Source organism: Natrarchaeobaculum aegyptiacum (assembly GCF_002156705.1).
GTDB lineage: Archaea > Halobacteriota > Halobacteria > Halobacteriales > Natrialbaceae > Natrarchaeobaculum > Natrarchaeobaculum aegyptiacum.
This window is the reverse complement of record NZ_CP019893.1, coordinates 2,438,298-2,458,691: the sequence shown is the minus strand read 5'-3', so window position 1 is coordinate 2,458,691 and position 20,394 is coordinate 2,438,298. Positions and strand designations below refer to the sequence as shown.

General features: G+C 65.7%; 20 protein-coding genes. 11 read left to right on the top strand and 9 right to left on the bottom strand.

Annotated elements, in window-relative coordinates:
• Positions 1 to 10 precede the first annotated feature (10 nt).
• Positions 11 to 466 carry a methylaspartate mutase subunit S gene (glmS, locus tag B1756_RS11985; RefSeq protein ID WP_086888750.1) on the bottom strand — a complete coding sequence of 152 codons (456 nt, stop codon included), beginning with the start codon at positions 464 to 466 and terminating at the stop codon, positions 11 to 13.
• Positions 467 to 624: 158 nt separating this feature from the next.
• Between glmS and mct the strand changes: the two genes are divergently transcribed.
• Positions 625 to 1,797, top strand: a complete 1,173-nt coding sequence (gene mct, locus B1756_RS11980) for a succinyl-CoA:mesaconate CoA-transferase (protein ID WP_086888749.1) — start codon at positions 625 to 627, stop codon at positions 1,795 to 1,797.
• A gap of 128 nt (positions 1,798 to 1,925) precedes the next feature.
• Here mct and pdxS read toward each other — a convergent pair whose 3' ends face one another.
• Positions 1,926 to 2,834, bottom strand: a complete 909-nt coding sequence (pdxS, locus tag B1756_RS11975; protein ID WP_086888748.1) for a pyridoxal 5'-phosphate synthase lyase subunit PdxS — start codon at positions 2,832 to 2,834, stop codon at positions 1,926 to 1,928.
• A gap of 121 nt (positions 2,835 to 2,955) precedes the next feature.
• Here pdxS and B1756_RS11970 point away from each other — a divergent pair, with 121 nt between their 5' ends.
• Entirely contained in the window at positions 2,956 to 3,654 is a 699-nt protein-coding gene (locus tag B1756_RS11970; RefSeq protein WP_086888747.1) for a DUF1405 domain-containing protein, read from the top strand.
• An 85-nt stretch (positions 3,655 to 3,739) separates the two neighbouring features.
• Positions 3,740 to 4,291 carry a hypothetical protein gene (locus tag B1756_RS19080; RefSeq protein WP_228434353.1) on the top strand — a complete coding sequence of 184 codons (552 nt, stop codon included), beginning with the start codon at positions 3,740 to 3,742 and terminating at the stop codon, positions 4,289 to 4,291.
• Between the two features lie 48 nt (positions 4,292 to 4,339).
• Here the strand turns inward: B1756_RS19080 and B1756_RS11960 are convergent, their stop codons facing one another.
• Entirely contained in the window at positions 4,340 to 4,699 is a 360-nt protein-coding gene (locus tag B1756_RS11960; protein WP_086888745.1) for a DUF7344 domain-containing protein, read from the bottom strand.
• Between the two features lie 353 nt (positions 4,700 to 5,052).
• Complete coding sequence (locus B1756_RS11955) at positions 5,053 to 7,902, bottom strand: valine--tRNA ligase (RefSeq protein ID WP_394340682.1); 2,850 nt, start codon at positions 7,900 to 7,902, stop codon at positions 5,053 to 5,055.
• Between the two features lie 232 nt (positions 7,903 to 8,134).
• Here B1756_RS11955 and B1756_RS11950 point away from each other — a divergent pair, with 232 nt between their 5' ends.
• The 4 genes from B1756_RS11950 (at position 8,135) to B1756_RS11935 (ending at position 13,928) form a co-directional block, all read left to right on the top strand.
• The gene (locus tag B1756_RS11950) at positions 8,135 to 8,929 is read left to right on the top strand and encodes an alpha/beta fold hydrolase (RefSeq protein WP_086888743.1); all 795 of its coding nucleotides are present in this window, start codon (positions 8,135 to 8,137) and stop codon (positions 8,927 to 8,929) included.
• Between the two features lie 148 nt (positions 8,930 to 9,077).
• Positions 9,078 to 9,524, top strand: coding sequence for a type IV pilin domain-containing protein (locus B1756_RS11945; protein ID WP_086888742.1), 447 nt, complete (start codon positions 9,078 to 9,080; stop codon positions 9,522 to 9,524).
• 135 nt (positions 9,525 to 9,659) lie between these two features.
• A complete protein-coding gene (locus B1756_RS11940; RefSeq protein ID WP_086888741.1) occupies positions 9,660 to 12,962 on the top strand; it encodes an MMPL family transporter in 3,303 nt (1,100 codons plus the stop codon).
• A gap of 132 nt (positions 12,963 to 13,094) precedes the next feature.
• Positions 13,095 to 13,928 (top strand): DUF4097 family beta strand repeat-containing protein, encoded by an 834-nt coding sequence (locus tag B1756_RS11935; RefSeq protein ID WP_086888740.1) that lies wholly within the window; start codon positions 13,095 to 13,097, stop codon positions 13,926 to 13,928.
• A gap of 126 nt (positions 13,929 to 14,054) precedes the next feature.
• On the opposite strand, the gene B1756_RS11930 is transcribed toward B1756_RS11935, so the two are convergent.
• The 4 genes from B1756_RS11930 to B1756_RS11915 all read right to left on the bottom strand — a co-directional run bounded on the left by B1756_RS11930 (position 14,055) and on the right by B1756_RS11915 (position 15,771).
• Entirely contained in the window at positions 14,055 to 14,696 is a 642-nt protein-coding gene (locus B1756_RS11930) for a sensor domain-containing protein (protein ID WP_086888739.1), read from the bottom strand.
• 97 nt (positions 14,697 to 14,793) lie between these two features.
• Positions 14,794 to 15,078, bottom strand: a complete 285-nt coding sequence (locus B1756_RS11925; protein WP_086888738.1) for a DUF7521 family protein — start codon at positions 15,076 to 15,078, stop codon at positions 14,794 to 14,796.
• On the bottom strand, positions 15,065 to 15,421 hold the full coding sequence (locus tag B1756_RS11920; RefSeq protein WP_228434351.1) for a hypothetical protein: 357 nt from the start codon (positions 15,419 to 15,421) through the stop codon (positions 15,065 to 15,067). Before B1756_RS11920 ends, B1756_RS11925 begins: the two co-directional genes overlap by 14 nt.
• Positions 15,418 to 15,771: a winged helix-turn-helix domain-containing protein gene (locus tag B1756_RS11915; protein WP_086890167.1), complete on the bottom strand. Its 354-nt coding sequence runs from the start codon at positions 15,769 to 15,771 to the stop codon at positions 15,418 to 15,420. The genes B1756_RS11920 and B1756_RS11915 overlap by 4 nt, the downstream gene beginning before the upstream one ends.
• Positions 15,772 to 15,940: 169 nt before the next feature.
• Here B1756_RS11915 and B1756_RS11910 point away from each other — a divergent pair, with 169 nt between their 5' ends.
• Positions 15,941 to 16,723: a sensor domain-containing protein gene (locus tag B1756_RS11910; RefSeq protein ID WP_228434350.1), complete on the top strand. Its 783-nt coding sequence runs from the start codon at positions 15,941 to 15,943 to the stop codon at positions 16,721 to 16,723.
• Positions 16,724 to 16,817: 94 nt separating this feature from the next.
• A complete protein-coding gene (locus B1756_RS11905; protein ID WP_186336537.1) occupies positions 16,818 to 17,870 on the top strand; it encodes a zinc-binding dehydrogenase in 1,053 nt (350 codons plus the stop codon).
• A 140-nt stretch (positions 17,871 to 18,010) separates the two neighbouring features.
• Here B1756_RS11905 and B1756_RS20055 read toward each other — a convergent pair whose 3' ends face one another.
• Positions 18,011 to 18,136: a hypothetical protein gene (locus tag B1756_RS20055; RefSeq protein WP_267128189.1), complete on the bottom strand. Its 126-nt coding sequence runs from the start codon at positions 18,134 to 18,136 to the stop codon at positions 18,011 to 18,013.
• Positions 18,137 to 18,350: 214 nt separating this feature from the next.
• On the opposite strand from B1756_RS20055, the gene B1756_RS11900 reads away from it, so the two are divergent.
• Positions 18,351 to 19,328 (top strand): ATP-grasp domain-containing protein, encoded by a 978-nt coding sequence (locus B1756_RS11900; protein ID WP_086888736.1) that lies wholly within the window; start codon positions 18,351 to 18,353, stop codon positions 19,326 to 19,328.
• Positions 19,329 to 19,334: 6 nt separating this feature from the next.
• A complete protein-coding gene (locus B1756_RS11895; RefSeq protein ID WP_086888735.1) occupies positions 19,335 to 20,321 on the top strand; it encodes a M50 family metallopeptidase in 987 nt (328 codons plus the stop codon).
• The last annotated feature ends 73 nt before the right edge of the window (positions 20,322 to 20,394 follow it).

The window sequence follows — 20,394 nt, the reverse complement described above, 5'->3', positions numbered from 1 at the left end:
GAATCCACATCTAGGAACTGATCGTCGCTCGCTCCGACTCGGTCGATGTGATGTCGAGGTCGGCCCGGAGTGCTGCGATGGCGTCTTCGGGGTCGGTCTCGGAGTCGAAGACGCGATCGAATCCGAGTTCCTCGAACGTGCGTCGGGTCTCGGCCCAGTCGTCCTGGCCAACGGCGAGGTTCCCGCCGATGTAGGTGACCGCCTCGACGCCTGCATCCTCGAGGACCTCGTGGAATCCCTGACAGTCTTGCTCGGCGTGGCCGTAGAGCGAGGAGACCAGTACAGCCTGGGCGTCGTATTCTACGGCGGCCTCGGCGTACTCCTCCTGAGAGGTCTGGACGCCGAGGTTGACGACGTCGAATCCAGCTGCACTGAGAGCCTGCTCCAAGATGGTGATGCCAACGACGTGAGCGTCAGAGCCGATCACGCCGAGGACGACCGTTTGGGACATCGTATCCGGAACCATGATGGACTCGGTGATAAACCTAATGATCTTCCATGATAATACACCTTAAATTCCCTTACATCGGCCCAATGTGACACCAACACATCCCAGTGGTACGACACCACATCCTCATGATCGATGGTAAAGGTTTTTGGCGCAGTGTCGGTTCCGGTCAGAGTATGGGAGCGCTGTCGAATCTGCGCGTCGTGGATCTGACCCAGGTGTTAGCCGGCCCGTACTGTACGATGTTACTCGCAGACATGGGTGCTGACGTCGTCAAGGTCGAACGACCGGGTGGCGACATGATCCGGTCGAACCCCCCGTTCGTCGACGATCCGGAGGAGGAAGCCTACGGTGGGTACTTCCAGAGCGTCAACCGCGGGAAAAAGAGTATCGAGCTCAACCTCGGTGACGAAGCGGACCGCGAGGACTTTCTCTCGCTCGTCGAGACCGCAGACGTCGTGGTCGAGAACTATCGTGCGGGCACGATGGAGAAGTACGACCTCGGCTACGAGACGCTCACAGAGTACAATCCCCAGCTCATCTACTCCTCGATCCGCGGCTTTGGTGACCCACGAACCGGCGAGACCTATCGCCAGGGTCAGCCGTCGTTCGACCTCATCGCCCAGGCGCTGGGCGGCGTCATGGAGACTACCGGCCAGCCAGATGGGCCACCGACGAAGACCGGCCCCGGCGTCGGCGACCTCTTCACCGCCACCCTGAACTGCATCGGCATCCTCGCAGCCGTCAACCACCGCGAGCAGACCGGCGAGGGCCAGTACGTCGACACCGGGATGTACGACTCGATGATCAGCTTCACCGAGCGCGCCATCTACCAGCAGTCCTACCACGGCGAGGCCCCGACCCGACGCGGGAACTCCCACCCGACGCTGTTCCCGTACGACGCCTTCGAGACCGACGATGGCTACGCCGTCATCGCGGCGTTCAACGACCGCCACTGGAAAGAACTCTGCGACGTGATGGACCGTGAGGACCTCGCAGAAGAGTACCCGACCACGCCAGAACGCCTCGAGAACCGCGACGCACTCCGCGTCGAACTCGAGAAGTGGGCGATCGAACAGACCAACGACGAACTGGTCTCGAGTCTCGAGGGTCGGGTGCCGGCCGCGCCGGTCCAGACGACCGAGGAGATCTTCGCGGACGAGCACGTCCACGCCCGCGACATGCTCGTGCCCGTCGAACAGCCGGGTGCCGACACCGACGTCGAGATCGCCGGCAACCCGATCAAGATGACCGAGACGCCGCCGAAGCCCCGGGGTCGCGCGCCGCTGCTCGACGAACACCGCGACGAACTGCTGGGCGAGGAAGCCGAGACGTCGGCGGACGACTGACCAGCAATCGAGCGTGTGGTTTTCCGGGTCGAAATGCGAGGAGCCAGCGGGACGGCGGACGCTCACGGAGTAGGCAGGAGATCGGGAAGAGAAAGCGGAGATGGGCGACCGGCGAACCGCGTGCCGGTTCAGACGCCGCGACCCTGCAGTTTCTCTTCTTCGGGCAGGTCGACGTTCGCGTCGCCTTTCATGCCCTTGCCGAGGTTCTTCGAGATTTCGGCGAGCGCCTCGGGGTCGTCCCAGTTGTTGACGGCCTCGACGATCGCCTCACCCATCGCGGGCGGGTTCTCGGCACCGAAGATGCCGCTGCCGACGAAGATGCCGTCACACTCGTGGTGCATCATCAGCGCGGCGTCGGCGGGCGTCGCGATGCCACCCGCGGCGAAGTTCACCACTGGAAGCCGGCCCATCTCGGCGGTCTCGTGAACCAGTTCGGCCGGGGCTTCGATCTCGCGGGCGTAGGCCTCGCGCTCTTCGTGGCTCATGCCCTCGAGGCGGCGGATCTCGCCTTTGATCGTCCGCTGGTGGTGGACGGCCTGATTGACGTCGCCAGTTCCCGCTTCACCCTTGGTGCGGATCATCGCCGCGCCCTCCTCGATTCGGCGTAGCGCCTCACCAAGGTTCCGGGCACCACAGACGAACGGCGCGGTAAAGTCGCGCTTGTCGATGTGGTAGGCGTCGTCAGCCGGCGTGAGAACCTCGCTTTCGTCGATCATGTCGACGCCGACGGCCTCGAGAATCTGGGCCTCTTTCGTGTGGCCGATACGAGCTTTGCCCATCACCGGGATCGAGACGGCGTCGACGATCTCCTCGACGTCCGCGGGATCTGCCATCCGGGCGACGCCGCCGCGCTTGCGGATGTCAGCCGGAACGGCTTCGAGCGCCATCACGGCGACCGCACCTGCTTCCTCGGCGATGCGGGCCTGTTCGGGATCGACGACGTCCATGATGACGCCGCCTTTCTGCATCTGAGCAAAGCCACGCTTGACGAGGTCCGTGCCGCGTCGAAGGTCCTCGAGATCGGTTTCGTCGGTCATATCACCGGGTTAGGAGTGACCGCACTTACGCGTATCCTTTGGGCACAGCCTCCCGTCGGTCAACTCGAGGGACTGTCCACGACCACTAGCGTTTTACACGCCCCCCTCGTCACCTCGGCCAATGGCTGGCTCGAGTCGGATCTCCGATCGCGATCCACTTCCCCGGTATCTCGCACCGGTCCCGAAGCGGATCGAGGACCTCGGGCTGCGATTCGCGTGGCTCGTCGTCGCCATCAACCTCGCGGGGACGGCCTTCGGGTTCTGGTACTATGCCCACCAGTTGGAGGCGACGCCGATGGCGATGTGGCCGTGGGTGCCCGACAGCCCGATGGCGACGCTCCTGATCGCACTCGCCATCGCCGCGTGGAAACTCGGCCACGAACTGCCGTGGCTCACCGCGCTGGCGTTCTTTGGGAATATCATCCTCGGACTATGGACGCCGTACACGCTACTGGTGTTCTACGAGACCTACGCGGCCCAGACCCATCCGCTGATGTACCAGTTTCTCTTCTGGAGCCACCTCGCGATGGTCGTGCAGGCGCTGGTACTCCACCGGATCACCGACTTTCCCATCTGGGCAGTCGCTGTCGCGCTCGTCTGGTACACCAGCAACCTGCTCGTCGATTACTTCGTCCCGGTGCTCGAAGGGCCACACGGCGTCCACCACACGACGATTCCCGTTCCACAGGACGAACCGATGTTCCTCGGTGCCGACGCACTCGGCGTCGTCGCCGCTGGCGAGGTCACGTTCACGTTGCTCGCGCTCTTTCTCGCCCTCGCGACGCGGGTTAAACTGTGTGAATACGCCCGCATTGGGTGAAGCACGTCGCAGTTTCACGGGTGCAGCCTGCTCGTTCAGGGCGTCCTGACTGAGGGCTCTTGGTCGTCGAGAGCGTACCACGGGTGTGCCACTGCCCATCCTCGGACTGGCCCGCGAACGAACGATCAAGCAGTGGGTCCGTGGGTTCTGGGCGTTCTACCGAGAGTACACCTCTTCGGCGATTCACACCGCGTCGGCTGCAGCACTCGCGATCTTCGGGCTCCTGATCTTCATCGATCCGCTCTTTGCTGCGGTGGCGATCGTGTCCTACGTCGGCCCGCCCCTCGTCCTGTATTCGGTCGGAGCCGAAGTCGGACCCGATTCGCACGACTCACAGCGGTCCACATCCGACGACGATAGCAACAACGACTCGAAGACGTCGCATACGAGTTCGAACGACGGAGTCGAACCCGATCCGGACCAGCGTCGGGACCGAATCGGTGAATCAGCCGAGACACCAAAACGAGACGGCGAGAAGGACGGTCGGCTCGAGTCGGATGCCGACTCGGACTCCGACGACGGCGACACTGACTCGGACTCCGACGACGGCGACACTGACTCGGACTCCGACGACGGCGACACTGACTCGGACTCCGACGACGGCGACACAGATTCCGATTCCGATTCGGACAGCTGATCTGGAAACTCTCGAGATGGGCTCGACCACCTCGAGAGCCGATTTAGTTCACGAACTGGCCCCACCGTCGAAAACCAGCTCGAGGTAAGGGTCGAGCGCGGTCGCGGCAGGTTCGCGGTCGATCCGGGTCGTCGCAGGCTCGTATCGGACGACGCCGGCGTCGACGAGCTTCCCGAGGTGGTTGTGCTGGAACGACAGCGTGACGTCGACGAACTGGTCGTCGGTCACCGGTCCCTCGTGGTGAACGACGCCGTCAACGAGCTCCTCGAGCGTGATCGCGCCGACGCGCTGGGAGAGGTAGTACAGGGCGTAGCGTCGACGCGCGTCTGACAGGAGGTCGAAGACGACGTCGGTCGGCAGTTGCGCGTCGATTCCGGAGGGGTCCACAGTCGTAGTATCGGTAGGCATGGTGCTCCGTACTCGGCTTACGCGACTGCTCGCGACCGATCGGCGACGAACGACTTCAGCAGAGCACGGTCACGAATGGGCGCAACCTATTATAACTTTTCCCGAACTAGACACACAGTCTGATCGTCCGTCCACATACTCAGTCTCATCGGCGTGATCGTCACGTTCGAATGGGATCGGGAACGCTGCAACTCACACCGACCACGACTCGAGCGAGCGACCGCGCCCATCGCGACTCGAGTGAGTAGCCAGCGCCTGATACGGATCATTGGAGCGTGTTACCGGCGATCGACACCCAGGCGGCGAATCGCCGGTACCGAACGACAATAGACCGGACGAATCCTCGTGAACGATCAGGCGTCCTCGAGGACGACCACGGCGGATTCGGTTTCGATCATCTCGCCCTCGCCCGAGTAGGTGCGCTCGAGGTCGACCTCGAAGAGGTCAGCCTCGAGTTTTTCGCCGGCCGCACGGAGCACGTCGGCTTCGTCGTCAATTTCGTACTCACCGGCGTCGATCGCGTCGTCGATCTCGCCGACTTTCGCGCCGAACTTCGGACCCAGAGTCGAGTAGTCGAGGTCGATCGAGGCGACCTCGGTGGTCACTTCCGGCTCGTCTTCGAGCACGGTCAGTTGCTCGACGTGCATCACCTGCTGGATGGCGTCCTCGAAGCCCTCGACGGCCCCGAAGACGGACACCGATCCGAGGTCGGCGTTCAGCGGCAGCTGATTTTCGCTCTTGTAGCGTCGGAGCGCGGAGATGACCTCCATCGCCGTCTCGCCGGCCTCGAGGTCAGCCTCGTAGCCCTGCGGTTCGGGCCACTCGCGAAGGTGGATGCTCGTCTCCTCGAGGGCTCCCTCGCCAGCGTCTCGCGGCTCGCTCCGCTCTCCGCTCGATTCGTCCGAGGCGCGTGGCGCCTCGCCAGCATACACGGCCTGCCAGATCTCCTCCGTCACGTGTGGCAGGAACGGCGCCCACAGCTCGAGGAAGGTCCGGTGGGCCGTCCGGAGCGCGTACTGGGTCGACGGGTTGTCCTCCCGACCCTTGGCGATCTCGAGGTAGTCGTCACAGAAGGTGTTCCAGAAGAACGTCCGCAGGCGGTCGCGGGCCTTCGCGAACTCGTAGTTTTCGAACTGGTCGGTCAGTTCGGCGGTCGCGTCGTCGAGTTCGGCCAGCAGCCAGCGGTCGATCGGCTCGAGGTCGTCGGGTTCGTCCGGATCGGCGGGTGCCAGCGTGTCGACGAGTTTCGAGGCGTTCCAGAGCTTTCGAAGGAGCTTTTCGCCCGCGCGCAGGTCTTTCTCCTGATACGGGAAGTCGTCACCGACGGCGGCGCTGGCGGCCCAGAAGCGAACGGCGTCGACGGGGTAGTCGGCGAGCACTTCGTCGGGCGCGACGACGTTGCCTTTCGACTTCGACATCTTCTCTCTGTTCTCGTCTAACACGTGGCCGTTGATCAGCGTCGCGTCGAACGGCACCTCGCCGGTGTGCTCGTAGCACTTGACGACGGTGTGGAACAGCCAGAACGAGATGATGTCGTGGCCCTGCGGGCGGAGGTCGAACGGGTAGAGCTCCGGCTTCGCCATCGTGAACTCCTCGGCTTCCTCGTCCCAGTCCCAGCCAGCGTTGATGAGCGGGGTGAGCGACGACGTCGCCCAGGTGTCGAAGACGTCCTCTTCGGGCTCGAACTCGTCGTTTCCACACTCCGGACAGACGTCGACCGGCGGGTCGTCCGAGAGCGGGTCGACCGGCAAGTTCTCCTTCTCCGCGAGGATCTCGTGATCGCACTCCGTACAGTACCAGACCGGGAACGGAATCCCCGAGTCGCGCTGTCGGGAGATGAGCCAGTCCCACTCGAGGCCCTCGATCCAGTGTTTGTACCGGGTGAACATCTTCTCGGGGTGCCAGTCCATCTCCCGGCCGGCCTCGAGGTATTCCTCCTTGTGGTCCAGGATTTCGACGTACCACTGTTTGGAGACGCGATACTCGACGGGCGTGTCACAGCGCTCGTGGACGCCGACGGCGTGGGTGATCTCCCAGCGGTCACGGAGGTAGCCTCCTTCCTCGAGGTCCTCGACGATGGCCTCGCGGGCTTCCTCGGTGGACATTCCCTCGTAGTCGCCGGCGAGGTCGGTCATCGTCGCGGACTCGTCGATGGCGACCCGGAGCGGGAGGTCGTGGGCCTGGTACCACTCGATGTCCTTCTGGTCGCCAAAGGTACAGCACATGACCACGCCGGTCCCCTTCTCCATGTCGACGCGCTCGTCGGCAATGATCGGCACTTCGTGGCCGAAGATCGGGATGCGAGCGGTCTCGCCGACCAGGTCCTGATTGTCCTCGTCGTCGGGGTGGACGAAGACGGAGACACAGGCGGGGATCAGTTCGGGTCGCGTGGTGGAGATAACGAACTCCTCTCGGTCGGTGCCGTCTGAGGCCACCTCGAACGCGATGTCGTTGAAGTGCGAGCCGCGCTCGTCGTCTTCCATCTCGACCTGCGAAATCGCGGTCTCACACTCTGGACACCAGATCGCCGGTGCCTTCTTGCGGTACTCACGATCCTGCTCGTAGAGGTCGATAAACGAGAGCTGTGAGATGCGCTGGACGCGGGGCTCGATCGTCTTGTACGTCGAGTTCCAGTCGATCGAGGTCCCGAGGTCCTGCATCTTCTCGGTGAACTCCGCCTCGTACTCCTGGCAGACCTCCCGGCAGAGTTCCTGGAACTCCCGGCGCTCGTAGTCCTGGTGGCGGATGTCGAGTTCTTCCTCGGTCAGTCGTTCGCTCGCGATTCCGTTGTCGTCGTAGCCGAACGGGAACAGCACCTCGCCGTCGGCCATCCGCTGGAAGCGCGCGGCGAAGTCCTGCAGCGTCGAGCCGTAGAGGTGACCCATGTGCAGACTGCCCGAGACCGTCGGCGGCGGCGTATCGATCGCGTAGACCGTGTTCGGGTCACGCTCGGGATCGCTCTCGTAGGCGTAGACCTCCTCGTCGACCCATCGGTCCTGCCAGCGCGACTCGACGGCGTCGGGATCGTACCCGCCCTCGAGGCCGGGGCCCTCGTCGGACTCGGATTCGGATTCCGGGGTGTCCATACTCATGCTCTCACCACCCGGCGAGGGCGTCGTCGGTGCGTCGGTCGGTCGTATCGCGGTGATCGGTAGTCCATAGCTGCTACTGGTCGTTGCTCGGTGAAATTCGGTCGGGGACAATACATCCGTCGAAACGGGGTTGGAAAGGCGGGGCTACGAGGCCCCTACGAATACGGCGTCGCACGGCCGGCCAACGGGAATCGCCACGACCGTGACGGTATCGCGCATACAGAACGGTACCACGTGGAACCGTGTTAGGTGTTTCGCGTTCACCGTCCCCGGCGTCGAACGGCCGCCCGAGGTTCATCTGCCGGCACCACCACTACGACGTGAAGTCCCGTGTGGTCGTCGTATGGGAGACACGACTGCCTCGGCGACGATCCGCGGCGTCGACGTCGCCGGCCCGCCAGACGCGCGTCCGATCGTCTTCGTCCACGGCGCGATGTTCACCCGGACGCTGTGGGCACCCCAGCGCGACGCCCTCTCCGAAGAGTACCGCGTGATCGCCCCCGACCTGCCGGGACACGGGACCCGGTCCGACGAGTCGTTCGACCTCGCGCCGGCCCTCGCGCTGCTCGACGACGTACTCGAGTCGGAGGCCGACGGGAGTGCGGTCCTCGTGGGCCTCTCGCTCGGGGGCTACGTGATCACGGAGTACGCGCGCCGGAAACCCGAGAACGTCGACGGCCTCGTGATCGTCGGGAGCAGCGCGAATCCCGTCCGGGGAATGAACCTCCTGACGAGGGCGACCGGTGCCGTCGCACGCCTGGCGACCCGCAGCGACCTCGTCGAGCGCGGGATCCAGCGGCTCGGAACGCGATGGGTTCGGAACCGGGACCTCTCGCCGGAGCACGAACGGGAGATCCTCGAGTCGGGGATCTTTCCGCGTGAGTTCGGCACGCCCGGCCCCGATCTCGGGGGCCGGAACGTCCGGGCGGGACTCGAGGCCTACCAGGGTCCGGTGCTCGTCGTCAACGGCGAACGCGACAAGATCATGCGCAGCGGCGAACGCGAACACGCCGCGGCCGCCGGCGACGCGAACGTGATCGTCCTCGAGGGCGTCGGCCACGTCTGCAACCTCCACCGGCCGGAGACGTTCACGAACGTCGTTCGACGGTTCGTTCGGAACGTGGACGCGGGGACGTGAACCGCTCGCTCGATCGGTCTCGAGCTGCCGTCTCGAGCCGGTAGGGCCCCCGTATCGGCCGTCTGGAACTGCTTTCGAGAGGGTAGCGTCCGGGTACCGATGGGTAGCGCGCCGATAACAACGGTCGAGTATCGAGACAGTTCGTCGTATGCGACTGTCCTCGAGTCCGAACGGAGAGCGGGGGGTGACGCCCGTCGTCGGCGTCGCGTTGCTGCTCGCGATCACGGTCCTCCTGGCCGGCGTCGTCGCGGTGTACGCCGTCGACGTGAGCGACCAGCACCTGGCTGAACCGGCCCCGATGGCCGCGTTCACCACCGAGACGGGGACCTGCGCGGGGACGGAAGTCACGGTCGTCCACCGGGCGGGTGAGACGGTTCCCGCCGACGAGTTGTCTCTCCAGTCCGCGGACAAAGCGCTCACGGGGTCGTGGGCGAAGCCGAACGGCTACGAGACTCACGGCGTCGGCGACGGCGAAGTCCGGTCCGGGGATCGGGCGACGGTCTGCGTCGACGACTCGAGTACGGTCGACCTCGAGGTTGTCTGGCACGCAGACGGGAGCGATCGATCCGCAGTCCTCTACGAAACCACCGCCTAAGGACCCTCACGGCCGCACGTACGCCACTTCGTTCGGGGCAAGCGTTTTCCGTGATCGTGGCGGACGCTGTGCCGATGAGCCACCAGGGACTGTCCCCGTCCCCCGTACTCACCGACAACTTGCGCGAGACGATCGATGAGCAGTGACCGCGCCGACCGCTACGCCGAGGTGCTGGTCGCCCGGAGCAAACTCGTCCTCGTCGTCGTCTTCCTCCTGACAGCAGTCGTCGGAACCGGCGCCGTCGTCACGGAGACAGAAGACGCCGGCATCGGCGAGTTCGAGACCGACTCCGAAGAACAGGCAGCCCTCGAGTACGTCGAAGCAGCCTACGAGGAAGACGACCGGGAGATCACCCAGATCGTCGTCCGCGAGGACGGCGGTGACGTCCTGACCCGCGAGTCACTCCTCGACGGACTGGCCCTCCAGCAGGACATCCGTGCGAACGAATCGGTAAACGCGACGGTCGACGAGATGGTTGGCCTCGAGGCCGTCGTCGGGACTGCGGCGTACACCGAGGACAGAGTCGCGGCGTTCGAGGAGCGTGGCGAGGAACTCGGTGAGCGACAGGCGGATCTCGAGGACCGACGCGACGCACTCGAGACGGGACTCGACGAGAGTCGAGAACTCCAGCGTGCGTTCGAGGAGCTGAACGCAACGGCCAACGAGACCGATCCCACCTATCAGGAGGCGAGCGACGACCTCGAGGCGGAATTCGATGCCGTCGTCGAGGACGCCGTGACGGCCGCCGAGCTCGACGACGAAGCGGCGTCCGAATACGAGGAGATCGCCCGGGAGGGCCGCGGTCTAGAGTCGGCGCTCGTCGGGATCGAGCAGGCGACCGACGACCCCGAAGCGACTCCCGGGTACCAGGAGGTGGAAACAGCCCTCGAAGGGATCTACGCCGCCGGAACGGTCGGGCTGCTCGAAGACGAGTTCGACGCACTCGAGGAGGACTTCGACGCGCTGGAAGCGGATCGTGAGGAGTTCGCGGACGACGACGGTCCGACGATAGAGGAACAGCGCGAAGCACTCGAGACCCGGTCTGGTAACGAAGTCGAGACGCTCGTGGCGGACGTGCTCGAGGGCGACCTCGCCGGTCCGGACGATGGGTCTGGCAACGGGGAGTCCAGCCCGACCGCCACGCCGGGCGCGGGCGGAGACGACGTTACGGCGTTCGTCTCCGACGACTACGATCCCGACGAAACGACTGCCGAGTCCCGGGTAACGTTCGTCTTTCACGAGGTTCCTGACGGCGCGTCGGGGAGCGACGGAGCCGACGGCGGGGCCGAGGCAGGCGACGAAGCCGACGCGGACCAGGCCGACGCGGACGATGACGACGACGGCGTCCCCGAACCGATCGCGGCGGCTCAACTCGAGATCGATTCGCTATTCGAGGAGCGGTTCGGCGGTGGCAGCGGCGACGGTTCCGGCAACGGGGGCGGTGACAGTGCAAACGGTGACGGAGGCGACACCGACGACGGCGGCTTCGTCTTCGGCCAGGCAATCACCGACGAGATCACGTCGAACGCCGTGGGAGACAGCTTCGCCATCATCACGCCCGTCGCGCTGGTGCTCGTCCTCGGCATCCTCGGAATTACCTACCGGGACGTCGTCGACGTCCTCGTCGGTCTCGTCGGAATCGGCGTCGTCATGGTCTGGCTCGCTGGCCTGCTCGGCTGGCTCGAGATCCCGACCAGCCAGCTCCTGATCGCGGTGCCGTTCCTGCTGATCGGGCTCTCGATCGACTACGCCTTGCACGTCGTGATGCGGTACCGGGAGGCCCGTGCGGGGACGCTCGGGATCGGGGGCGACCCGGGCGACGAATCCGCGGCTGATTCGACCGACGGGGCCGCAGCCGACTCGAACGGCGAGTCCGCGTCCGCCGAGGCCGGGGTGGCCCGCGGCGTCCGGACCGGGATGGTACTCGGACTCGGGGGCGTCGTGCTCGCACTCGCGGCGGCGACGTTCTCGACGGGTATCGGCTTCCTCTCGAACGTCGTCAGCCCGCTGCCGGCGATCCAGGACTTCGCCGTCCTCAGCGCCGGTGGGATCTTCGCCACGTTCGTCGCCTTCGGCGTCCTCGTCCCCGCGCTCAAGGTCGAAGTCGACGGCCTGCTCGAGAAGCGATTCGACCGGGATCGGGCCAAGCCCGCCTTCGGGGTGACGCCGGGGCCGATCAACAGCATCCTCGGCGGCGGCGTCGCGCTGGCCCGGCGGGCACCGTTCGTGGTCGTCTTCGTCGCCCTCCTGCTCGCCGTCGGCGGTGCCTACGGCGCGACAGGCATCGACACGGAGTTCAACGAGGCCGACTTCCTCCCCGAGGACGCGCCCGAGTGGGCCTCGTATCTTCCCGGGCCGCTCGAGCCGGACACCTACACGATCAGCGACGACGTCACCTACCTCGGAGACAACTTCCAGGACCCGGACTCGCAGGCCCAGATCCTGATACGCGGGGACGTGACCGACCCGGCCCTGCTTGCAGCGATCGAGGACGCTCGAGCAGAGGCCACCACCGGTGAGAATACGACCATCGACGCCCGCGCCGATGGAACGGCCGCCGTCGACGGCCCGCTCACCGTCATCGAGGACGTCGCCGAGACGAACGAGACGGTCGCCGACGGCCTCGCACAGCGGGATACGACCGGCGACGGCGTCCCGGACGAGGACCTCGAGGGCCTGTACGACCTGCTCTACGAGGCCGACGACGAGGCCGCCACGAGCATCCTCGAGCGGACCGACGAGGGGACGTACGACTCCGCACGGCTCGTCGTCTCGGTTCGCGGCGACGCGCCCGCCCAGACGGTCGCCGAGGACGTGCGAGGGATCGCTGGCGAGGTCGAGACCGGCACCACCGACGGCGACGAGCCAGCGGTGACGGCCGTCGCGACCGGTGGGCCCGTCACGACCGCGGTCGTACAGGACGCCCTGCTCGAGACGCTCGTGCAGGCGTTCGCCGTGACGCTCGTCGTGATCGGCGCGTTCCTTACGATCCTCTACTGGGTCCGCCACCGGGCGCTCTCGCTCGGCCTCGTGACCCTCGCACCCGTCGTCGCCGCGCTGGCGTGGCTCCTCGGGACGATGGCCGTGCTGGACGTGCCGTTCAACAGCGAGACGGCCGTCATCACGAGCCTCGCCATCGGCCTCGGCGTCGACTACAGCATCCACCTCGGCGAGCGATACGTCGTCGAGCGCGACCGTCACGGGACCGTCACCGACGCCCTCGAGGCGACGATCACCGGCACCGGCGGGGCCCTGCTCGGGAGTGCAGCGACGACCGCCGCGGGATTCGGCGTGCTCGCGCTGGCGCTCGCGCCGCCGCTCCAGCGATTCGGCCTCGTCACCGGCCTGAGCATCATTTTCGCGTTCGTCGCGTGCGTGACGGTGCTCCCGAGCCTGCTCGTGCTCAGAGAACGGGTGCTCGAGCGCGTCGGTTCGTGAGCGAGGGTGCCGTCCTGACGACTTAAGCAACCCCACGACGGAACTGGCTGCCCCTCATAAATTTCGGGGGTCGATTGGGCGACCGACAGCCCCGCGTCTGGATTGACGTAGGTCGCCCCCGTGAATTCGCATATGCAGCCAGATACGACTCGACGATCGCTGCTCGGTGGGATCGCGGCGACGGGGTCCGCAGCGCTCGCCGGCTGTAGCGGCATGACGCCGTTCGTCGGCCAGCGACTGGAGCGATCGGAGACGATCGATCCCGACGACGCCGAGACGGTCGCGATCCGTGGCGAGGCGGGCCGGATCACGGTCGTCGGCAACGACGCCGACGAGATCCACCTCGAGCTCGAGAAGCAATCCAGCTCGATCAGGACCGACCTCGAGGAACTCGCCCTCCGGACCGATCGCGCAGACGACCTCCTCGAGCTTCGGTCGGAGTGGGACGGCAACGAGGGCTGGTTCCAGAGTCGCCCGACGATGAACATCGACGCCGACGTTCCGCGTGACGTCGCCCTCGAGACGATCAGGACGAGCGTGGGTCGCGTGACGGTTCGGGACGTCGTCGGCGACCTCGCAGTCGACACGAGCACGGGCCGCGTCGACGTCGCGAACGTCGACGGCGCAGTTGGGGTCACTACGAACACCGGACGCGTGGAGGTTCGCAACGTCGACGCCCTCGAGGACGTCCGGACGAGCACCGGCCGGGTGGGCGTCGACGTGCCGGCGATCGACGGCGACACGACGATCGCGACGAACACCGGCCGCGTGGATGCGGCGATCGGGCCGGACGTCGACGCCGACCTCCACGTGGAAACCAGCACCGGTCGAATCGACGTCGGCGACCTCGAGCTGACCGACGTCGACCGCGATGACGACCGCGTGCGGGGAACGCTCGGCGACGGCGGCCCGGCACTCCGGGTGGAGACGTCGACCGGCCGGGTCACGCTCACGACGCTCGAGTAGTCGGCCGCGAGCGTCCACGGGTTTCAAGCAGTTTTCAGCCTACGTTTTCTCGGCGTCAGCCGACCAGACTCGAGCGGCGAGAAAACGGAACGGCTCGATCAGGCCGTCTCGAGCAATAATCCTCGCTCACGCCGTCTCGGGCAGCAGTCCCTCGGCGACGACGGCCGACAGGTGTCCGGTGAGGTTCACCAGCGACAGCGTGAGGTAGCCGACGACCACGCCACCGGCGGCCGCGAGGAGCGCTCGCACGAGCGTGTCGACCTGGTACCAGCCGACGACGACGTGCTCGCCGTAATACAGTGGCGCGACGAGGAGACTCGCGGCCAGCGACAGACCGACGACGATTCCGACGAACGCGACGAACCCGAGCACCGTCTTCCACAGCACGTAGACCGCGCCGAGCCAGGTCTCCGGTCCGAGGAGCAACTCGCGCACGAACGCGACGATCCCTTCCCCGGTCTCGGGAAACGTCGTCGTGACGTCCACCTCGAGCAGCCCGTCGGTCACTGCGGCGTCGAGCCAGGCCAGCGCGAGGATCGCCAGGAGGGTCGCCAGAAACGCGAGCGGGCCGAGCAGCGTGATGCTCAGGCCGAGAGTCATCGATGCGCCCGTCACGAGGACGACGAAATACAGGATCGCCAGCGGGAACGCCAGCAGCAGGTAGGCGAGCGAGCGGTACGTCCAGGGGTCGATCGGTGCCGTCAGGACCCCCCGAAGGAGGGGCCGTCCGGCAGATCGGTTCGCGTGAGGTTGCTGATCGGTCGTCATGGGTCTGAATCCCCGATCGAGACGTCGACGGACAGGTCCCTAAAGAGGGAAACCGAGTTGTCGGCCCGTCCACTCGGCGAAACTCTTAAAAGCGAAGTCAGGTCCCCTCGAGTGAGTAGAGGATCGCGAGCAGACCGGCGACGTTCGCCAGGAGGACGCCGAGGAGCGTCGCCGCGTCAGACAGTTCGGCGACCGGCGAGAGGACGTAGCTGACGACGAACGGGCCGACGGTGATGAGGGCGATCCCGACCGCGAGGTAGCGCATCGCGTCGCTGTCGTTGCGCCGATAGCCCTGGTAGGCGAGCCAGGCAACCCCCGTCCCGACGAGGGCGGTCGCGAACGCGGTCGCGAACAGCACGACCGCGGGATCAGCGACGACCATAGACCACCCCCAGGATGAGGACGAGGCCGAGCAACTGGATAGCCGTCGCCAGCACCTCACGCCAGACCGGGTCGATCGCTCCCACGTTCGACAGCGCCAGCCGGAGCACCATCGGCACCGTCGTGAGCAGGACGAGCCCGGTGCCGAGCAGGAGCATCCCGGTGCCGCCACCGCGTCGGTAGCCCCGATAGAGCCGGACGGCGAGGTACAGCGAGAGCACCGTGGCGACGAGCAAGGCGAGGAACACCAGCAGGACGACCGCCGGCGACCCGCCCGTGACCTGCTGGAGCGTCGTCACCTCGAGCGGGCGGCCTCCCTGTAGCGCGCCGATACTCCCGGTCATTTGAAACCCTCGTAGAGTCTGGTGAAGCGATCGGCTGCCGATTCGGTGGGCGTCCTGTCGACGTCGACCTCGAGGCCGTCTTCGGCGAGTCGGATCCGCACTTCCTCGAGTCGGGCGCTGTAGACCTTGTAGTGGTGCCCGCCGGGGTCGAGTTGCTGCTGGTCCTCGATGAGATCGACTGCCTGGAGCTGTCTGACGCGACGGTAGATCGTCGAGGGGTCGGCCTCGCAGGCGTCACTTAGCGCGTCGACGGACTTTGGTTCCTCGCGGGTCTGTGTGAGGATCGTCCGGACGTACTCGTCGCTGAGCACCTCGACGACGTCGACGTCTGCGTCAGCGTCGTCGCCCATCAGTGCCGACATTCGACGGGGAGACGAAAGAGTCACTGGTCGATTCACCCGGCGTGGACATTGGTGGGCGAACCCTCGTCGGGAACAGCGTAAACACCCGCAGACGAGCTGTCGGCTCGACAACTCGAGGCGAACGTTTATGTATGCAGGTCAGGCACTCCCGACCGAAATGGCACGCGCAGCGCCCACGGACGCCGACGGCCGGTTCGGCCGAATCGGGTCCGGCGTGGCGCGGTTCGTCGGCGTCCCGCTCGAGCGCCAGACCTACCTGAACCTCTGTTACGTGCTGCTCGCGTTCCCCCTCGGGCTCGCGTACGTCGTCTTCCTCGTGGTCGGGCTCTCAGTCGGACTTGGACTCGCAATTTTCCTCGTCGGGATTCCCGTGCTCGCGATCACGATCGCACTCGCGCTCGGGCTGGCCGGGTTCGAGCGCTGGCTGACGACGACCGTGCTCCCCGTCGACGTCGAACCGCGCACCGACCTCACCGGTGACCGCGGCCGCGACAGGCTCTGGTCGCTGGTGACCGACTACAGGACCTGGACGGCGGTGCTGTACCTCCCCGTGAAGTTCGTGCTCGGACTCGTCTCGTTCGTGGTCGCTGTAACGGGGTTCTCGACGGGGATGAGCATGCTCGCGCTTCCGCTGTACTACGACAGGCAGGGACTGTACGTCGGCGTCGTGACCGATCGCGCCCCGGAGATCCACCAGTCACTGTATCTCGGCTGGAACTACCTGCTGGTGGGCTTCGAGGCCGTCTTCACCGTCGGCTACTGGGAGATCACGACGTTCTCGTCGGCCCTCGTGGCCGCTGCGTTCGGTATCGTCCTCTTGCTCGCAACGTTCCACGCACTCAACGCGCTGGCCTGGATATCCGGCTGGATCGCACGCGTGCTGCTCGAGGACGGGTACGACCCGTTCGCGGTGGTCGTCCACTCGGAAGGCACACAGTGACCGATGGCGGCGGGGCCGACGCGACGACTACCGGAGGGGAGTCGCTGAAAGCTTTTTGCGAATCGACGGCGTCGCGAGATAGCGAGTCATGAGCATGAAAGCGTTCGTCATGGAAGAGGTCGGCGAAACGGGGATCACCGAGAAAGAGCCGCCGGAGCCGGGGCCGGCGGACGCCATCTTGAAACCGACGCAGGGACTGATCTGCACCTCGGACTGTCACACCGTTCACGGTGCGATCGGCGACCGGGAGGACCTCACGCTCGGTCACGAGGTCGTCGGCGTCGTCGAGGAGGTCGGCGACGCGGTCTCCGACTTCGAAGCCGGTGACCGCGTTGCAGTCGGGGCGATCACGCCGGACTGGAGCTCGAGGGCCGCACAGGACGGGCACGCGTCCCAGTCGAACCAGGCCCTCGGCGGCTGGAAGTTCGCGAACGTCAAAGACGGGACGTTCGCGGAGTACGTCCACGTCAACGACGCCGACGGGAATCTGGCACACATCCCCGACGACGTCAGCGACCACGAGGCACTGTACACGACCGACATGATGACGACTGGTTTCGCGGCTGCCGAAAACGCGGCCATTCCGGTCGGTGGCACCGTCGCCGTCTTCGCGCAGGGACCAGTTGGGCTGATGGCGACCAAGGGAGCAGAACTACAGGGCGCAGGCGAGATCATCGCCGTCGAGACGGTCGAGAAACGCCAGGAACTCGCCCGGACCTACGGTGCGGATCACGTCGTCGACTTCCAGGAGCACGATCCCGTCGAGCGGATCGTGGAACTCACCGACGGCGAGGGCGTCGACGCCGCCATCGAGGCACTGGGAACGGATCAGACCTTCCAGGACTGCATCAAGGCCGTCAAGCCCGGCGGAACCGTCTCGAACGTCGGCTACCACGGCGAGGGTGAGTTCCGCCACATCCCCCGCGAGGAGTGGGGCGTCGGCATGGCCGAGATCGACATCGTCACCGACCTCTGTCCGGGCGGTCGACTCCGCATCGAACGGCTGCTTCGGCTGCTCGAGAACGACCGGGTCGACCCGACAGAGATGACGACCCACGAGTTCGAGTTCGACGAGATCGAAGCGGCGTTCGAACTGATGGACAACAAGGAAGATGGAATCATCAAACCGCTAATCCACTTCGAATGAGTCGGAATCGAGGTCGTCGGCAGCCGTCTCTTGTCGATGGGGCCTCCGTCGTGGAGCCAGAGACTGGCGTCTCCGTAACGTGAACGGGTACCGTCGTTCTGGTCAAAAAATGCGAGTCCGGGGTGCGGTTCGACCGTTCGTTACCAGCACTTCTCGGGACACTCGCCCGTCGCCATCGTCGTTACGACGTCACCGGTGGTCGTCGCGTTCGATCGTTCTTCGAGGTCTTCGACGAAGTGGATCGGCTCGTCAGTTTCTGAGTCCATATCCATTACCATCGACGCGAAGTTAGTTTATAACTTTTTTCACTAAATAATTATGGAGTTCGTTCACTCTCCTAATCAGAAGTCCAGAACCGGTCCAGATTAACGAGATACGACCATACACCCCCTGAGGAAACCAGTATCGCCGAATAACCGAAAGATACAGACGGAAATGCAGCACTAAATTTATACATCCTATCCGTAAGTATACAGACGAATGGGCGTACTCCTACTCGGTCCACGCTCGGATCCACAACTGACCGCCGTCGAACGCGAACTCGAGGGTCGGCACGTCGAGACGCACGTCTGGGACGCCGACGACTGGCCGGGCGACGGAGCGCTCTCGATGCGCCAGCGCGGCCCGGACGTTCGCCTCGAGGTCGACGGGACCGTCGTCGACGGCACGGACGTTCACACGGTCTATCTCCGGAACTTCGCACTCAATCCCCGACTGCCCGAGTACCGCGACGAACTCGAGGAGCGTCCGTACTCGCTGTTGAATCAGTTGCGCGAGCATCAGGCCGTCCTCGAGTCGATGCTCTACGTGCTCGATCGCCGCGGCGTTCGCATGGTCAACCCCCTCGAGAGTCAGGGAGTACACACGCGCAAGCCGTGGCAGCTCTCCCAGCTCGCCGCTGCCGACGTCCCGGTACCAGAGACGCTGACCACGAGCGATCCCGGTGCCGTTCGGGCGTTCGCCGATCGCCTCGAGCAAATCGTTTACAAGCCCGTCAGCGGCGGGGGCCACGCCGCCACACTCGAGGTCGACGATCTCTCCGATGGGCGGCTCTCACTGCTGGCCAACTCGCCGGTGCAGTTTCAGGAACGGGTCGAGGGCGACGACGTGCGGATCTTCGTCGTCGACGGCGAGGCCGTCGCCGCTGCACGAATTATTTCCGAGGAACTGGACTACCGCGCAGCAGATCACGACGTCGAACGGATTCCTCGCGCCGAGCTCGCCGACGGGATCACCGAGGACGCCGTGACCGCTGCAGACACGCTCGGATTGTCGTTCGCGGGCGTCGACGTCGTCGTCGGGGACGACGGCCACCGGGTGCTCGAGGCGAACCCGTCGCCGATGTTCGCGGCGTTCGACGAACGAGCCGGGACGGACGTCGCGGGTGCGCTCGCGGCGTTACTCGCTGGGCCGGCCGAGGGTGGGAACGGAATCGAACGGAGCGGGGACGTGAGGTGAGCCAGCGTGACCGAACCGGTGACCGATAACGACTCCGATTCCAGTCACGATCCGAGCGCCGGTCCCGACGCGGAACCGAGTCCGGACCCCGATATCGACCCGTCGCTCGAGTCCCTTTTTCGGGAGGGATTCGGCTTCACGTGGGGCGAGACTGACGAAACCACGTGGCTCCGATCCGACGAGGGAGACTACAAGCGCGTCCATCCGGCGTTTTTCGGGCAGTTGCGCGACCTCGCAGACGGGAGGACAGACCCGTCAACGCACGACGAGCGCGTCCGGCGAACGGTCGCGTTGCTGTACGAGGAGGGGTACCTCCGGCCCGGCGAGGACGTCGCCCACCACGAGACGCCCGAGGACATCCGACTGGCACCGCGTTTCGGGCTCTTCGCCGCGACCGTTGCCGTCTTCGCCGCCGCGATCACCGTCCGGTGGCCGGAGATCCGGGCGCTACCCGCCGACCTCGAGTTCGGCACCGGGCTCGCACTGGTCGTGCTCCCGGTGTTACTCGGCTCCATCGCGATCCACGAGGCCAGTCACTACGTCCCGAGTCGTCGGTACTTCGATCCAACGATCCGGTTCGGTCTCCTGAACGGCGTGATCCCGGCGATCATCACGCGCACGACCGACGCCTGGCAGTGTCCGCGCAACGTCCGGATCTGGATCAGCGCCGCGGGCCCGTTCGCCGACGTCGTCGTCGCGACCGGCTTCGCCCTCGCGTTCGTCGTCGTTCCCGGCCAGCCGATCCTCGGCTTTCTCGCGCTGGTGATCGCCGCTCGAGCCGTCTTCGTGCTCAACCCGTTGCTCGAGGGCGACGGCTACTGGATCCTCGTGGACGCGATGGGGTGGCACAACCTGCGCAGTCGGGGGTTCCGCGACCTGCGGGATCTGACGACCTCGTGGCCAGCGGCGTACGCGCTCCTGGTGGTCGTCTTCACGGTCGTGTTCGTGGTACTCAACGTCGTGATTCTGGCGACGGTCTTCGGAGTCGTCTGAGCCGGTTGTCGACGCCGAAACTGGACTGGCCGACCACCGGTGCCGGCATCACACTCGAGTCGTCGGAGTCCGC

Bases quoted from the DNA above. Each gene is read 5' to 3' on its own strand.
- B1756_RS11940 (WP_086888741.1), top strand. From the start codon at position 9,660: ATGAGCAGTGACCGCGCCGACCGCTACGCCGAGGTGCTGGTCGCCCGG.
- B1756_RS11925 (WP_086888738.1), bottom strand. From the start codon at position 15,078: ATGGTCGTCGCTGATCCCGCGGTCGTGCTGTTCGCGACCGCGTTCGCG.
- B1756_RS11920 (WP_228434351.1), bottom strand. From the start codon at position 15,421: ATGACCGGGAGTATCGGCGCGCTACAGGGAGGCCGCCCGCTCGAGGTG.
- mct (WP_086888749.1), top strand. From the start codon at position 625: ATGGGAGCGCTGTCGAATCTGCGCGTCGTGGATCTGACCCAGGTGTTA.
- B1756_RS20055 (WP_267128189.1), bottom strand. From the start codon at position 18,136: ATGGACTCAGAAACTGACGAGCCGATCCACTTCGTCGAAGACCTCGAA.
- glmS (WP_086888750.1), bottom strand. From the start codon at position 466: ATGGTTCCGGATACGATGTCCCAAACGGTCGTCCTCGGCGTGATCGGC.
- B1756_RS11970 (WP_086888747.1), top strand. From the start codon at position 2,956: ATGGCTGGCTCGAGTCGGATCTCCGATCGCGATCCACTTCCCCGGTAT.
- pdxS (WP_086888748.1), bottom strand. From the start codon at position 2,834: ATGACCGACGAAACCGATCTCGAGGACCTTCGACGCGGCACGGACCTC.
- B1756_RS11900 (WP_086888736.1), top strand. From the start codon at position 18,351: ATGGGCGTACTCCTACTCGGTCCACGCTCGGATCCACAACTGACCGCC.
- B1756_RS11930 (WP_086888739.1), bottom strand. From the start codon at position 14,696: ATGACGACCGATCAGCAACCTCACGCGAACCGATCTGCCGGACGGCCC.
- B1756_RS11910 (WP_228434350.1), top strand. From the start codon at position 15,941: ATGGCACGCGCAGCGCCCACGGACGCCGACGGCCGGTTCGGCCGAATC.
- B1756_RS11905 (WP_186336537.1), top strand. From the start codon at position 16,818: ATGAAAGCGTTCGTCATGGAAGAGGTCGGCGAAACGGGGATCACCGAG.
- B1756_RS11960 (WP_086888745.1), bottom strand. From the start codon at position 4,699: ATGCCTACCGATACTACGACTGTGGACCCCTCCGGAATCGACGCGCAA.
- B1756_RS11950 (WP_086888743.1), top strand. From the start codon at position 8,135: ATGGGAGACACGACTGCCTCGGCGACGATCCGCGGCGTCGACGTCGCC.
- B1756_RS11945 (WP_086888742.1), top strand. From the start codon at position 9,078: ATGCGACTGTCCTCGAGTCCGAACGGAGAGCGGGGGGTGACGCCCGTC.
- B1756_RS11915 (WP_086890167.1), bottom strand. From the start codon at position 15,771: ATGGGCGACGACGCTGACGCAGACGTCGACGTCGTCGAGGTGCTCAGC.
- B1756_RS11935 (WP_086888740.1), top strand. From the start codon at position 13,095: ATGCAGCCAGATACGACTCGACGATCGCTGCTCGGTGGGATCGCGGCG.